The sequence below is a fragment of the Catellatospora sp. TT07R-123 genome (genome assembly GCF_018327705.1).
Lineage (GTDB): Bacteria > Actinomycetota > Actinomycetes > Mycobacteriales > Micromonosporaceae > Catellatospora.
In genome coordinates this window covers 2,642,326-2,657,204 of sequence record NZ_BNEM01000002.1, presented here as the reverse complement: position 1 = coordinate 2,657,204, position 14,879 = coordinate 2,642,326, and the positions used below count along the sequence as shown (strand labels likewise).

Annotated in this window: 9 protein-coding genes; 3 read left to right on the top strand and 6 right to left on the bottom strand. The window is 63.0% G+C overall.

Annotated features, from left to right (window positions below):
• The first annotated feature begins 986 nt into the window (after positions 1-986).
• A complete protein-coding gene (locus tag Cs7R123_RS31600) occupies positions 987-1,859 on the top strand; it encodes a hypothetical protein (protein WP_212831945.1) in 873 nt (290 codons plus the stop codon).
• Positions 1,859-5,170, top strand: a complete 3,312-nt coding sequence (locus tag Cs7R123_RS31595; protein WP_212831942.1) for a DEAD/DEAH box helicase — start codon at positions 1,859-1,861, stop codon at positions 5,168-5,170. Before Cs7R123_RS31600 ends, Cs7R123_RS31595 begins: the two co-directional genes overlap by 1 nt.
• A gap of 487 nt (positions 5,171-5,657) precedes the next feature.
• Here the strand turns inward: Cs7R123_RS31595 and Cs7R123_RS31590 are convergent, their stop codons facing one another.
• Both Cs7R123_RS31590 and Cs7R123_RS31585 read right to left on the bottom strand, forming a co-directional pair.
• Positions 5,658-7,373 (bottom strand): recombinase family protein, encoded by a 1,716-nt coding sequence (locus Cs7R123_RS31590; protein WP_212831940.1) that lies wholly within the window; start codon positions 7,371-7,373, stop codon positions 5,658-5,660.
• Positions 7,374-7,796: 423 nt separating this feature from the next.
• Positions 7,797-9,641 (bottom strand): recombinase family protein, encoded by a 1,845-nt coding sequence (locus tag Cs7R123_RS31585; RefSeq protein WP_212831937.1) that lies wholly within the window; start codon positions 9,639-9,641, stop codon positions 7,797-7,799.
• Between the two features lie 426 nt (positions 9,642-10,067).
• On the opposite strand from Cs7R123_RS31585, the gene Cs7R123_RS31580 reads away from it, so the two are divergent.
• Entirely contained in the window at positions 10,068-10,385 is a 318-nt protein-coding gene (locus Cs7R123_RS31580) for a hypothetical protein (RefSeq protein ID WP_212831936.1), read from the top strand.
• Positions 10,386-10,633: 248 nt separating this feature from the next.
• On the opposite strand, the gene Cs7R123_RS31575 is transcribed toward Cs7R123_RS31580, so the two are convergent.
• From Cs7R123_RS31575 to Cs7R123_RS31560, 4 genes are all read right to left on the bottom strand, one after another.
• Positions 10,634-11,173: a hypothetical protein gene (locus tag Cs7R123_RS31575; protein ID WP_212831935.1), complete on the bottom strand. Its 540-nt coding sequence runs from the start codon at positions 11,171-11,173 to the stop codon at positions 10,634-10,636.
• Between the two features lie 684 nt (positions 11,174-11,857).
• Positions 11,858-12,394, bottom strand: coding sequence for a hypothetical protein (locus Cs7R123_RS31570; protein WP_212831934.1), 537 nt, complete (start codon positions 12,392-12,394; stop codon positions 11,858-11,860).
• Positions 12,381-13,088 carry a hypothetical protein gene (locus Cs7R123_RS31565; RefSeq protein ID WP_212831933.1) on the bottom strand — a complete coding sequence of 236 codons (708 nt, stop codon included), beginning with the start codon at positions 13,086-13,088 and terminating at the stop codon, positions 12,381-12,383. Before Cs7R123_RS31565 ends, Cs7R123_RS31570 begins: the two co-directional genes overlap by 14 nt.
• Positions 13,089-13,155: 67 nt before the next feature.
• Positions 13,156-13,839 (bottom strand): hypothetical protein, encoded by a 684-nt coding sequence (locus tag Cs7R123_RS31560; protein WP_212831932.1) that lies wholly within the window; start codon positions 13,837-13,839, stop codon positions 13,156-13,158.
• Positions 13,840-14,879: the final 1,040 nt, after the last annotated feature.

Below are 14,879 nucleotides of genomic sequence, written 5' to 3'. Positions count from 1 at the left end.
ACCCGACACGAGGTCACCGACGAATGGCGCAGCTGGTAATCAGCACCTGGGGCCAAAACCACATCTTCGAAACCACGGGTGGAGCCCAGCTCCGCTCCCAGATGGGGCCACGACTCGCTCTCAGGGCCAGGTAGGTTTTGGCGACGCGCTGGTGTGCGTGACGCCATTGTGACCATCGATGGACTTGAGCGCCGCCAGGTATGGCGGCGGTCAGGTGTGCCGGCTCACACTGCCGGAGCTGCGATTCGAGGGCACCGAACGGATTCGCGCGGTTCGAGGTGAGCGCCATGAACTAGGCCCGAATCGCCGGCGAACTCAGCGACGAAGAACTCGTCACAACAGGCAAGATGCCGGCGCATCCAGTGACACAGATCAACACCGGCTACTGAGCTGGCTTCGCTTTGTGCTCATGCCGCGGCGGGTAGAGGTAGTCCGCCTCAGCGGATGCCCTTCTCGCTGCGATCGGCCGCAGCACATCGAGCGGGCGCACAGCAGCCTACCCGCCCGTCGTGTCGGACCCGACCGAGCAGCTCTCACTGGAGCACCGGGGGAGCGCCGCTGTGTCGTACCTAAACTGCCCGACCTGCTCAACCGTCTGAGTGAATCTGCTGGGCAGCCGCGACCGCGTCGGCGTCCGGTCGCGCCGTCGGCATGGGAAAGCAGAGTCTCAGGAGGCGGCGGGCCGGCGTCCGCAGTGCGGGCACCGACGCGGCCTCGCCCGGCGTGCCCGCTATCGCCTGCCTGGCTCGCTCGTTGCGTCACCTGGTCCGGGGGTGTTCCCAGCTGCTACTCTCCACGGCCTGCCGGTGGGCGGGCGGCGGCCCCACCTTCCGCGGAGAGGTGCCAAAGTAGGTTGATCCGCTCTGTTCGCGGGTGGGGTGACGGATGATCGTCGACAACCGCTAGCGTATTCGGCACGCCAAGTGGTGACTAGCCAATCGTCGGTATCCAGGTATCGCGCCGGCTTACGCGAGTGTGGAGGGGAAATGGGCGGCCGTGATCCGATCGCACTGCTGGCCGACGCACTCGACGACCTCGAAAAGGCGATCGATTTCAACAAAGGCAAGGCCGCCGACACGCATACCGTTGTAGCGATCAATGGCCTGAGTAAGCCGGAGGTACCGGTCGCCCTTGGCCGCTACCTCGTCGGAGCACTCGCCGGGGCCGTGGAGCTGGACGCAAAGTTGTCTTCCCAACTGCTCGCATACGGCCCTGACGGTCATGCTGAGATCCAGTCGACCGTCACGGCACTGGTTGGAACGACCAACGTCTTCACCACGGACGGGGAGATACGGTTTCGTGATACCAAACGCAACGCCTGGATCGGCGAAGGAGTAGGGCATGCGTTGCTGGCGCTTAGCGCTCGGCAGGAGACTTCGTGCACGGACGGACAGGTCGTAACGCTCAAGCGGGTTCATCCGACCGCCACCCGGCAGGGCCTGGACTCGGTCAGCACGTACGTGAAGGCCGGCGTACTCGGCATCGCCATCGGTGAGAGCAAGTCGACACAGAAGTACGCCTCGGGAAACCTCGGCGAGGCGATCGGACTATTCGTCAAACTTGAGAACGGCGTCTACGAACAGGACCTGCGCGACGCGGTGATGTCGTTCCGCTACGTACTTTCGGACGACCTGAAGCCCCAGGTCAGCCAGGAACTCTGGAAGACCAACGCCGCCTACCTGCCGATGATCGTCCACGAGACGGCCTACAACTTCGCCACCAGCCGCCCGATTCTGGCATCGCTTCGCCAACCGCTCGAACGGCGCCGGATCATCGTCGTGCAGCTCGACGACTTCCACGCGTTCTTCGACCGGGTCGCCGATGCGATGCGCGCCGCCGTGGACGAGGTCGTGATCTGATGTTCAACCGGGGGATAGAACAGCTCCTGCAAGCTCTGCCTGCCATTTCCGGCCTGGAACCGGCAGAGATCAGACGGCTGCTCACCCGGGCCTGGCTTGAATCGACCGACGGTCGGTTCGGCGTCGACGGCGGCGACGAGCAGGTCCGGCCGGCGGTCCTGCGCCGCCTGGCGACAGCGCTTGAAGTGCACGCAATCCTGCCCCTGGACGGCGAGCCTGCCACGACTCAAGCCTGCGCCTTCGTCGCCGCCGAGGCGCTGATGATCGCTGACGAGACCTCGGACCCGTCCGAACTCAACGAGCCGTACTCCCTATTCGGCTCCCTGGTTCGGATGGAGCACGTCGAAGCGTCGCTGCTCTACCTGATCGCTGGATACGACGCCAACGCCAACCTCGCTGCAGCTGCCCTCGAAGCCCAGCCGACTGACGGCCCTGACGACGCGATTGCCGAATGGGCCCTCGCTCAGATTCTTCACCTGGTGAGGCTCACCCCGATCACCGACATGCCAACCCCACCGCCCCCCGCATCTGACCGCTTGCCATCACTACGGCAAGCGGTCCGCCATGAACTGTGGCGCCGACTCGGCGTACTCGTCGGTGATCATGTCCGTTGGCTCACCTTCGGGCGCCCGGACGACCCGCATGCGGGACTTGAACTGCGTAGACTCGCCGAACTGCTAGAGGACCGGCAACAAGACTCACCCGAGCCAGCGGCGCACCCAGACCTGCACCGCCTGCTGCTGCTACTGGCGGCAGCGTGCGACAGCTCGCAGGGCCGATCGCTTCGAACTGTCCCACCCCCACCCGACGATGACGGCGGGTTCGTCGGATACCAGAGAACACGAGCATCCAGCCGACCACTGCTCTGGCCCGCCGCCCAGCTCTACGCTCAGGCAGCGCTACCCGGCCCATCCGCCCACGCCGTCGTGGCTGTACCCACTGGGTCAGGCAAATCGTCCGTGGCAGAACTCGCGATCAGCCACGCCCTGTCTACCGGATGGGTTCTCTACCTGGCGCCCACAAACGCACTGGTCGGCCAGATCCGCAGGCACACCGCCGAGGTGTTTGGCCGCGACCGGGTGCAGGAGTTCATCGGAGGGGCCGAGTACACCGAACTCGCCGGCGAATCCATGATCGATATCGGCGACCGCAACGTCCTGGTCATGACGCCAGAGAAGTGCTCGCTCGCACTACGGCAGAACCCCGCGGCTTTCGCCCAGCTCAAGCTATGCGTGCTCGACGAAGCACACCTACTCGGTGAGCGCAACGGTCGCGGCGCTATCGCTGAACTCGTACTGGCCGAGATCATGCACCGCGCCCCCAAGGCACGGCTGCTACTGATGTCAGCCCTCATAGCCAATCCTCAAGACCTTGCGAACTGGCTCCAAGACGCCACCGACACACCCACGGTGGTGATCGACGCTCCCTGGCGCCCGACACGCACCGTGCGTTCCGTCGTCGGGATCGACCGCCAGCGCGGCGAGAGCCGATGGCAAGCAGCGGCGGCCCGCCTCGCCGCCATGGGCCCGCACCGAGTTCGCGAACGGTTCAAAACGCCGCTCGCACTGCTTTCGGGACTTCAGGGACCATGGGTGAGCAGCAGGCCCGAGGACTACCTGTTGACCTCCACCGACATCGAGATCGAACTGCAGGTCGAACGCGACGACAGCGTCAACGACTCCGGCTACTGCACCAATGTCACTGCCGCCATCGCGCAACGCCTGGGCGAACACGGAGACAACGTCCTCGCCTTCCTACCGGCCAACCGGCACGACAGTTTCCTGGCCGCAACCAAGATCGCAGGATTCAGGCAAGCAGTCACGGCGACCACCGACGAGGTCGAAGCACACCTGCACCTAGCCGATCTTGAACTCGGCGTCCCGTCTGCACTGCGCCCCCTGCTACACAAAGGCGTAGCGGTACACACCAGCGCGCTGCTGCGCGAGGAACAACGCGCCAGCGAACTCGCCTTCGAACAAGAAACCGCCCGAGCCATGTTCGCCACCGGCACCATGGCCCAAGGCCTCAACCTGCCGGCAACCGCAGTGATCATCGGCGGCACCAAGATCGGATTCGACGCCAACGCTGGTGGCCAGGAAGCCAGAAACAGAGCACGCGCCCAACTGCTCAACGCCATCGGACGAGCTGGACGAGCGCACGTCGCCCCCCGCTCGCTCGCGATCGTCGTCCCAAACAACGCGATAGGGCTTAGCTCTGCCGCTGACGCTGCCAGAGCGATCAACAGCGCCGAATTCCTGCGCGACGAAGACGCCTCGACCGACATCGCCAGCTCCCTCGACGGCCTGGTCCGCGACATCATGGACGGCAACCTCAGCCTCGACACGATGACCCACGCCGAGCAGACCGCCTTCAGTTTCCTGTCCTTCGCCGACGACCCCCAAAGCGCCCAGGAGGTCGTGGCCAAGACCTGGGCCGTCCACCGCAGCGAAGTCCGGGCCTTCGCCGAGGGCATCGCGGGCGTGATCAATAGCGTCGGACAGGCATACATGGCCCAGCAAGCAGTGCCATCCTGGGTTGCGCACGCCGCACACCAGTCCGGCATCGCGCTGCCAGAGACAGTCCGGCTCTACCGGGGCCTACGACACCGCCTCGAAAACGGAGCAGCGCCAGCCAGTATCAGCGCCTGGGCAGACCTGCTCATCGACCTACTCGGCGCCCTACCCCTAGACGCGCTCGCCCGCGTCCTTCCACCCAAGCCATACGGCGATTCCAGCAGGCTCGCGGCGATATACCGGGACCGTGCAAGCGACCGCGCTGCAGGCTGGGACGCTTACCGGCAAGCGCTGCACGCATGGATGCGCGGGCAGCCGCTCATCTCCGTGGCGGAGAACGTCCACAGCACGGCGGTCAACTCGAACGCAAACCGCGGCCGCCGCGACCCTCTACCGCGTGTTGTCTCCGTTGTAGCAGACGGCTTCCGATTCGGGCTCTCCCTCGTCGCGGGCAGTCTCGCCGCGATCGTCTCCACCGGTCGAGAACACGAACCCGACGTGATATGGAATCTGCCCGGCGATGCTGTCAGAAGTCTCACCCTTCTGCCGCTCGCGGTGCGGGTCGGCGCGGAGAGTCCCGAGGTAGTTGCCTGGATTCGGGCCGGAGTTCACACCCGGGTAGCGGCTCACATCCTGGTCGGCGTCGTCACGGCACCGGCGGAACTGAACGATGACCAGCTCCGGCAATGGGCACGTGCCCAGCTACGCGAGTTGGCCGACGCAGAACTGCAGGGGCTGAGCGCGCCTGCTGAGATGACGGTCATCCGCGCTCTAGAGATCGTCCGCCGGGCGCGATGAATCCTGCACCCGGCGAGGACGCCGCCGTCGTTACCACCGGACAGCTGCGCGGTGTGACTGAGCAGCTGATCGCGGTCGGCCGCTGGCAGCCCTGTGACCTTGACATCCTGGTCGTGGTCGACGCTGCGGCGCCAGTGAGCCGGCTGGTCTGTCACGCTGGCCGCGGCCACATCCCAGAGTGCTTCGAGGCGGCGGGGCAGGGGCGTCGCAGGGCAGGTCGCAAGCCTCCCCGCGCCTGCCGGGCTAGAGCTAAACCGGGGGAAGGCAGCTGGCCGATCACCTCGAAGGATGAAGCCAAAGGCATCCGCTGGACCCGTCGAGCCAGTGTCATGTAGGTTCGAGGCTAGGACACGACACGAGCCTAAGACGCTTAGCATGTGGCTGAACTCCCAGCTTGGGAGGTTGCCTGGCCGAGTTGACCATATAGCGTCTGATGCACTATCGTCGGGACGCATGGACACCGGTTTCCATCGCCGGTGCTGTAAAGCTATGCCCCTGTCCCCCCTCGGACACCAACCAAATCCCAACGGTGCTTGCCAAGATCAATCTCGGCGTGCACCGTTTGTGTTTCTGCTGAGTACGTCAGCTTCAGGTGCAGGCTCCGGTACAGGTCGAGCTTGTCTTCTGGTTCTGCTTCTTCCAGCGCCACAGCGATGTTTCCCAGTTCGGTGATGAGCGAGGCGATGTCCTCGGTGGTCATCGAGCTGACCGCGTCGGGTTCGTACGCAGCGGGACCGCTTGCCAGTGCCTTATCGCGTTGCTGCTCAGCCTCGGCGATCCAACCCGCCACGACCGCCGGGCTTGCTCCCTCATCGAGGGCCTGCCTGTACCGAGCGATCTTCTTGTCGAACTCCGCGGTGATGTCGCCAGCGGCCCGTTGCCGTGGAATCGCCGGGCGGACCTCAGCGCCGAGCTGGCGAGTTAACAGTTCGATCGTCTGGTCGCGTCGTGAGGGGTCGAAGGCGGAGGCGATCCAGTGGTCGATTGGGCCGCTGACCTGGTCTTCGCGCATGATCACGTTCTTGGGGTGGTCGACACGGTTAGCCAGGGCGTAGTCGGAGGGGTAGCGGCAGCGGTAGTAGGCGACGTTGTGGGAGTGCTGGCCCTGCATGCGGCGGTTGCACACCGAGCAGTAGATGAGGCTCTTGAAGACGTACGGGTGCCGTGTGCGGTGTGGCTTGTGGGCGGCGGGCGTGTGTGCCCGCGACCCGAGCAGATCGCGAGCGGTGTTGAAGACCTCGTCGCTGACGAGAGGCTCGTGTACGACCTCTTGCGAGGTGATCCACTTATCCCGGGGGTTCCACCGCATGACGGGCATGTGCCCCAGTGCCACATCATCCACGTCTACAAGCACCTCGTCGGTGCGCTGCTTGTTCCAGACTTGTCTACCGGTGTAGCGCGGGTTCGTGAGAATCACGCGGACGGCACTTTTCGCCCAGGCGCGACCGTTGCGATGAGGGTTGCGCTCCTGGTCGTATGCCGAAGGTGAGAGGATTCCGTCGCTGGTCAGGGCCTCCGCGATCGCGAAGATCCCGTTTCCGTTGAGGAAGTCGCGGAAGATGCGTTGCACGACGGGGGCCGTCTGTAGGTCTGGCGTAAGGCCCTGCAAGCGTTTGCCGTCGACAGCCTTCTGCGGATTTGGATGTGGACCGAGATCCTTGAGCGTGTAGCCGTACGGTGGTCGTCCGCCGAGGTAGCGGCCCTGTATGAGCGCCTGGGTGGCCATGGCGCTACGGACCCGCACCTTCACGCGGGTCCGCTCGCCTTTGCTCATGCCGCCGAAGACCGACATCACCAGGTCATGGGCCTCGTTGTCCGGATCGATAGGTCCGCCGACCTCGGGCACCCACAATCTGACGCCGAAGTGGGCGAAGATCGGAGCCGTTAGGCCGTACTGGTTGCCGTAGAACGCGCGATGGGGCTCACCGATGACCACGTTGTCAAAGCCTCGGTTTGGGTCTCTGAGGGCCGCTAGGAGCCGGGTTGCGTCGGGGCGACGAGGCCATGGAATGGAGCGGCTAGAGCCCACGTCGAAAAAGCTGTCGACTATATTTCCGCCAAGGGGCTTGATGAGATTATCGGCGAGCATAAATTGCCAATTGTGCGATGACTCGGGGTCTTGGTTGTCCTCCGTGGAGACTCGTCCGTAGAACGCGAAACAATTCGCATAACGCGATGTTCCGAGGAGGTGGTGTGTATTCATTGAGACTCCATTGTGTGACTGTTCCCTTGGCTCCTGCGCTTGTCACGGACGTCGAGTAAAAGCCGAAGCAGCACCTTGGTGGCGCGTGCGCCGAACGTCGGTGGTGTATTGGGTGGGATCACCGACAGGTCGCCTGAATTGCGTCCCGGCCCGTCTGGATTGTAGTCGTCATTGGTTGATATAGGCTGTTCGGGATCGCTGTTCTGCACTGTTCCCCAATGGAAATGCGCTGCGGTCTCGCGCGCGGATATTTGCCATGCGGGAACCTCCATTCAGTTTTGGCGGGTGCGGAAAAGTCCAGCGAGCAACGCTTGACGGGGCTGAATGTTCAGGATTGTTCCGGTCGCCGAAACGACAAGTTCGGCAGCGGGCAGATGAGTGCATCAGCCCACTTTGCGGAGGTTATGCGTCCGCCCTGTCGGGCTAGACCAAGACCGCGATGCGGCGGATCATGTTCCCGAGGGGATTGTCGTCATCGGGATGCTGAAACTTTGGTGGCACGGCAGCCTCCGGGCTGGGACTCGTGCCAAGATCTACCCAGGCATCGATGACGGCTGCTAGGCTGTTAACGAGGTGAACTAGCGGGTTGATGTCCATGATCGTCCACCGGTTCGGCGGAGGCGACAGGCGTGACGGTCTGATCGGTTCGATCCCAGTGCGGCCCACCATAGGTAGCAGTGCGCGAACCAGGTTCGCGTCACCGATGATTGCAAGGGCTGGTCCGTCTAGGGCTGGCCCTTCGTCGTTGGTCAGTAATGGTAGCCGGAAGACCGGTGTCAGGCTGTCGTCCGAGTTGATCTGGACTTCCTCGATGAGGGCTTCGAACAGCGCCTTTCGTACCGTGGGGCTACCTCGGCTGATGATCTCGCCGATCTGGGCGGTGATCTGGGCGAGCTGCGCGGGGGTTGGCGCGGTGGCAGGCTGGGTTGTTTGGAATTCCAGCTGCGCCTTGTGGGCGCGCAGCTGCTTGCCTCGTTCTTTAAGGGCGGCCAACCGTTCGCGCACGTTGGCGTCTTGGTCGTCGAACGTTCCCCGTTCGAATGCGTCGAGGTACTTGTCGAGGGCCGCGTCGGTCTGCCTGAGCTCGCGTCGGACTGCCTCGATCTGGTCAGTGCTGCTGCGGGCGGTCTTGTGCTGCTCGTCCTGGAACTCGGTGATGGCGCGGTAGATGAGGTCGTAGCCGGCGCTGTAGAAGTCGAGCAATGCCTGGGTGACGGCGGCTTCGAGGGCGTCGGCGTTGAAGCGGTGGAGGTTGCACCCGGCCTTGCTGCCGTAGCGGGCGCGACTCCAGCAGACGTAGTAGCGGTAGCGGTTGCTGCGGCCGTGTGCGGCGGTGCCGATGTACTTGCGTCCGCATTCGGGGCAGCGGATCTTTCCCGTCAGGGCGTAGTCGGAGGAGTTGGCAGCGCGCTGGCCGATGTCGGCGCTGCGTTTGCCCAGGATGCGCTGGGCGAGGTCGAACTGTGAGGTGTCGATGATCGCGGGGTGGGCGCCGGCTACGACGATCTCGCCGAACTTCTTCTCGCCGAGGTAGACCCGGTTTGTGACGATGCCCTCGACGGTATGCGCTGACCAGGGCTTGTTGAAACGGGTCCGCAGGCCGCGCTCGTTGAGCCGGGTGGCGATCGATCTGGTGCCCAGCCGCTCGCGGGTGTACCAGTCGAAGATCAGTCGGACGAGACTCGCCTCTGAGTCGATGATCGCCAACTTCTGGGAGGCGTGGTCGACCACGTAGCCGACGGGTCGGGCGCCGCCGTTCCATTTGCCCTGTTTGGCTTTGGTCTCCATACCGGCGATGACGCGGTCGATGATGACCTCACGTTCGAACTCGGCGAACACACCGAGCATCTGTACGAGCATGCGTCCGACCGGAGTGGAGGTGTCGAACGGCTCAGTGGCCGATCGGAACACGACCTCGGCCTCGGTCAGGTCGTCTAGCAGGCTGACCAGGTCGCGCAGGCGGCGGGAGAACCGGTCTACGCGGTAGACGAGCACGGTATCGAACAGGCCGGCACGGGCTGCTCGGAGGAGTTTCTGCAATTCCGGTCGGTCGGTGGTGGCCCCGGAGGCGTCGTCGGAGTAGACGGCCACGATCTGCCACTCGCCCGGCTGGGATGCGACGAAGGCGCGCAGTTTTGCCTCTTGGGCCTCGAGGCTGAACGGCTGGTGTTCCTCGTCGGTGGAGCGGCGCAGGTAGATTGCGACGCGCCTGGTGGCCATCTCTTCGATTTGTCTGATGCGGTGTGTGGCACGAGTTCGTTTCGCCATGATCGCTACCTCGCATGATCAACTAATGGGTGGGGGCCGTCGATCGTCGGTCCATCCAGGGAACTGGTCAAGCCGCGCGCATAGCGACTGAACTGGTGAAAGGCAATCAGAAGGGGCCCGGTCGGCTGTGTGCCGATCGGGCCCTTGACCGCTTGGCATGAAGGGCTGTGTGGTTGGCGGTGACTCTGTCCTGGCAGCCCGGCCTGGCCCGTATCGCGCGATGCTCGCAAACATCAAGCGATCAACAGGCCAAACTCGGCACCCTTCAAGCGGCCACTGGGACGCCGATGTCAAGCATCTACCGGGACAACACAAGGCGGCGGCAGATGTGTCTAGTCCCAGGAGAGGCTTGACCGATCCGTCACAGTAGCTGCTTGACCGATGATCTAGTACCTTCATCGCCAGATCAGGGGAGGACAAGCAGCTGTGGCGGTCAGGGACGAGGTCGTGGCGTTTTGCCGCCTTGGCGGCTTGCCCTCGGAGCAGGACGACTCTGAGGACGGCGATGAGGCGTTTGAGGAGCTCGAACGTCGGCTACACGCGATCGCAGCTCCAGTGACAGACGAAGAGGCCCAGCTCCTGGTGGGCTGCTTCGGCGGTGATAACTGCTTCGGCTTGGCTTGGACGCTTCTCCACCTGGTGGAGTCCGCCCCGTCCCCGCTGGTCACGTCCGAGCCGGTGGAGGGCTCGAACGAGTGGCGCGTGCTGCTGTGGCGGCGCTACCGGAACGCACAGGCCGACTAGGTCAACCTCGCAGCGACCGGGGCGGTCAAGCAGCTCCTGGGACGCCGATGTCAAGCAGGTACCGGGACAGCACAAGGCGGCGGCAGATGATGCTGTGACAACTTTCTGTACGACTTCAAGGCTGCCCTGAGGGCCGCGCACGCCGCCGATCGAGCGTCAGTGTCGTCCGGCGGCCATGGGAGGCCGGACGATCATGACCACGCCCATCGGCTGGCGTGCCGGGTAGCGACCAGGAAGGCCGCCGTCGGTCAGATCCAGTCGACCTTGTCGTCGCGCGCCGCCGTCGGCAGGTAAGCCGCCAACTGTGCGTCAGTCTGGGGATGATCAGGCGGCAGCAAACCCAGCCTGACCAGTCGCGCAACTATCGCGCTGGTCTTGCGGCCGAACTCGCCCGCCAGGTCGACCAATGGCGCGCCTGCCTGGAAACGCTCGGTGAGCAGCGCGTCGGCCTCGTCGGTCCACGGCCGGTACGCGTTGGGGTGTCGTTGGCGCAGCTGGTCCAATCCGAGACTTGGCTTCGCCTGCCCTACCGCAACCGCGACCGACCCGATCAACGCCGCCAGTGTCTGTCCTGCCTGGGTCATGTCAGCCAGGGCGATTTCACCGTTCAGACGACCGGCTTCATTGCCCTCTGCATCCTGTATCGCGAGTTGGACCCGTACCCGTTGCCCATCACCAGTCGCATGGACGGTGATGGTGCGTCCATCGGCCGTCACGCGACGGCTGACCTCGACGCGTTCAGTTGCGGGCCTGTCGGCATCCTCGACAGGAGCGGTCGCTTCATCCATGCACAACAATCTAATGCGGACGTGAGACGGTTCCGGCCCTTTCCGACTGTCGGCAGGTTGGGCAGGTAGGAGTCACGCGCCGCTGTCCAGGCGCGGCGCCAGGCCGCGTCGCATGCTCCTGCGCCCGGCGCCGCCTACCCTGACGCCTAGCGCGTACTGGCAGCGGATCGGAGGGCCGCGTCGACGACAACCGCGGCGGGAACTGCCCGTCGCCGCCGGGCCGCCGGGGTTGGGCTCGCCAGCCGGGACTGGGTCCACGCGGCCGGGTCGCGGCCCGCCGGGCGACTGCGCTGTGGAAGGCCGGCGGTTGCCATCAGCGAAGCGCCCGACGCTTGAAGACCTCGGGGCGCTGCCCCGAACCCCGGCCACCGCTGCAGAGATCCAGCCCCGGATGGCGCCAGGCGAGTGGGTGGCTTTGGTCCGTGGTCCGGGTGGTGATCTCCTTACGTCGTCACCACAAAGGCAGTACCACAGCGCCCGGGGGTCAACTCCGCTGCGCTACGCCGACCCCCGGCCCCTGCGGTCTGGTCAAGACCGCCGCCGCAAGGAGATCACCACTCGTTAGGAAGCCACGAGGGCTAGGCGATCCAGACATTCGGTCGTAGAGGAGGCTTCGCGTCATACGAAAGAACACCGTCAAGGCACTCTTGACGGTGTTCTCGGGTTAACCCGTGTAGCAGCCAGTCAGGCCATATCGGCAACCGGATCTTCAGCCTTCGAGCCGGGTTCCAACGTGTATCCCCGTACGGACGCAGTCGCGGGTGCGGCCTGGCCTTGCTGCAACAGGCCTAGAGTAAAAGGCCCAACGCCCAATTTCATAGACATCGCTTGCAGCGCTTCACGAGCGTAAGGGAATATTACAAAATAGCCGACCTCTTCGAGGAAAGAATTGACGAACGCACGGCTTATCTTTTCTTCGTCAAGAATGAACGAGGCGATTACGACAACTTCGATTTCTGCCAGTTCATGGTCGTCATCCGCAAACAGCGTTGCTGCCATGTCGTACCGACATTGGAACGCACGACTTAGCGTCTTTACGGACTTTGAGGACGACAGCCGGATTTGACTGACCCCATCGGAGTCTTCGGAAAAAACCTCACCAGCCCATTTAATGATTTTCACGGATTCTAGTTGGGTTTTCTCCACAAGCCTCGAAAGATCGTTTTCCGAGATTGTAAGTTTGCTAGCGCCTTCGCTCTTTCGCACCTTACGACTTGCCATGCGAAGCCCCGCGATGATGAGGAGCCAGGACCCACTGTACAGTGAAAGTCCGGGGAAGATCTGCGCCGGCCTGAACACTAATCTCAGTTATACGGTTTCGAATATGACGTGAGAGCGCTGCTCCCAGGTCGACTGGCTCAGGGTCATTTTCAATCATGGGAAGTGTCTGCTCACTGGAGCTTACGACTTCGAATTCGCTATCTATCGAATCGTGGTTCTGCGCCAAGGCGTTGTTGATGGCAGCGACTTGAGCAGGCGAAAGAAGAAGGTCATCTTCCTCAATGCCGTAGTGTTCGGCTAGCCACCGAGATACGTCCGCCCAGCGCCAAACCTTCTGGGAACCACGATCGCCGCCAGCTAGGGCGCCAATGGCACTAGGAAACGCTCCGGGGCCACGGGTGCCATCCGCCCACTGACGAACCGCTTCCCGCGAAACGCCGGCACGGATCGCAATAGCTGGAATGCTGACGAGATCCTGGTCAACCTCATGGACGGTAGCGCTCAAGTGGTTTGTTATACGTCGTGCAGCCTGGATTGCCGCACCGACCGGTTCACACTCAACATAGATGAGAGCCAGTACCCGTCCACCGACACGAGCCCAACCCAGATCGGCCAGATGCCGGCTGATCTGACGAAGCGTCGCATCATCATCTAAGTTGATGCCGTCTACACGTAACGGGATGCGGTACAACATCTCACCTCACCCACCTCGCACCTAGAGGAACTAGCATACGAAACCCTGTTGGCATTTGCCAACAGGTTCACTCCAAGTCGCCCACGACCTGCTTCGCTTCGGTCAAACGACGGCGCACTGTCGCGAGTTGCGCTTTTGCGTCGACGAGTCTGATGCGTAGGCCCTTAACCATGGCCGCACTGGGAAGAGTTCTGGCAGCTCTGGTGGCCATGGTATGGGTTTCCGCCGCCTCTTCAACAACTTCCTGAATGCGCGCAGTAGCTAGGCCGTAGCCTTCAAGTAACTCAGTGGCATGAGCCAGCGCAGCGTTAGAGGCTTCACTGTGGGTTACAGCCTTGCTGAGCAGGTAATCTATCGTGGCTGCCTGTTCTTCAATGTCGGAAACCAGTTCTTCTGCTCGAGCTAGAAGACTCAAGGATTCCTGGTCTTGCTCGTAATGATCCAGTTTTGCATTCGCTGCTTCGATCAGCTTTTCGACCTTCAGAACTAGCGCCTCGAGCGCACCTATCGATTCGCCCGACTTGTGCGTACAGTTTGCGACAAGCTGCCGTAGCCCACGAGCCGCGCCCTCTCCGCCCTCGCCCGTCGAGAAGATGAAGAATTCGCAGGGATCATCGTCGATGGTGTCGGGATCACAGCAGCGAACCTGCCCGAAGCCGTGACCTTTAATTTTTTGGAACTGCCATTCGGACTTCTTGGCAAATGCGAGCGCATCTCGGAACCAGGACTTGGGGTGCTTCGTCCAGTTCATGCGTGAATCACGCCAGGGCTCTGGGGCCCCGCTGGCTGCCATTGATCACCTCGTCACGCGCCGCAATGCGACAGAAGGTTTCCATCTTCTCATAGATTCGAAGAACCGCCTCGCGCGCACCTAGGAACCCTCAGGATTGCCCGACTTGTAACCTTCATACCATTGGTCAATTTCGGAATATGGCCAATACAGTCTTCCGAGAAAACGCTGCGCAGGCGGGAATGGGGCGTGTCGCGGACCACCGCGCGCCAACCAGCTCGTGATTGTCTTCGGCTTGAGTGAGAACGCCGCCGTAACGCCAGCGATATCCAGCCAATATCCATTGTCGGGAAGATCTGGCAACCCAAATAGCCGGCCTTTCGGCGTGGTGTGCCCGTTTTGCTGCTCTGCAAGGATCGCTCGCCGTCGTCCGTCAAGATCTACAACCGATCTATGGCGAGTTCCTTGGGGTCGAGCTAGGGCCGACGACATCAGTCGCCGCCGAAGCAGGGCTGCGAACTCGACCGATGGAAAGTTTGACTCATGATCTTGCGGTATCTGTCGATCGCCCATATCGCCTCCGGAGAGATAACGGACGACAACGGTCAGGGTTACGCAGTTCTAAAACTTCAGGCTGAGTCGGGATCGGCGCGTTGGGTGTGTGCTGGCCCGGCCAGTGTCCATCCGACGAGTGAACTGATCGTTGTTCGGTGCGGATGCGGCTGGAACTGGCGGCGAAGCTTCAACGGGGGAGCAGCGTCAAGTTGACAATGCCACTGCTCCCCCGTTCAGGACTGTTCTGCTGACCTGGGCCGTCCAGGCCGTTTCAGGCCGTCAGGCGTTCGCGAACGCTAACCACCAATGACCATCGTTGACCACGTTTGCGCAGGCCAGGAGATGCTGACAAGTCCAGGGGCTGCAGTCGGTCGGCGGCGTCGACAAGACACCCCCTTCTGCTGCCAGCCCTCCGCTCTGCTGGGCCGTTCCTGGGCCGTCCGATAGTGGTCTGGGCCGTCGTTGGGCAGCCAGACGATGACCAACGACGACGGTTGGCGACCGAT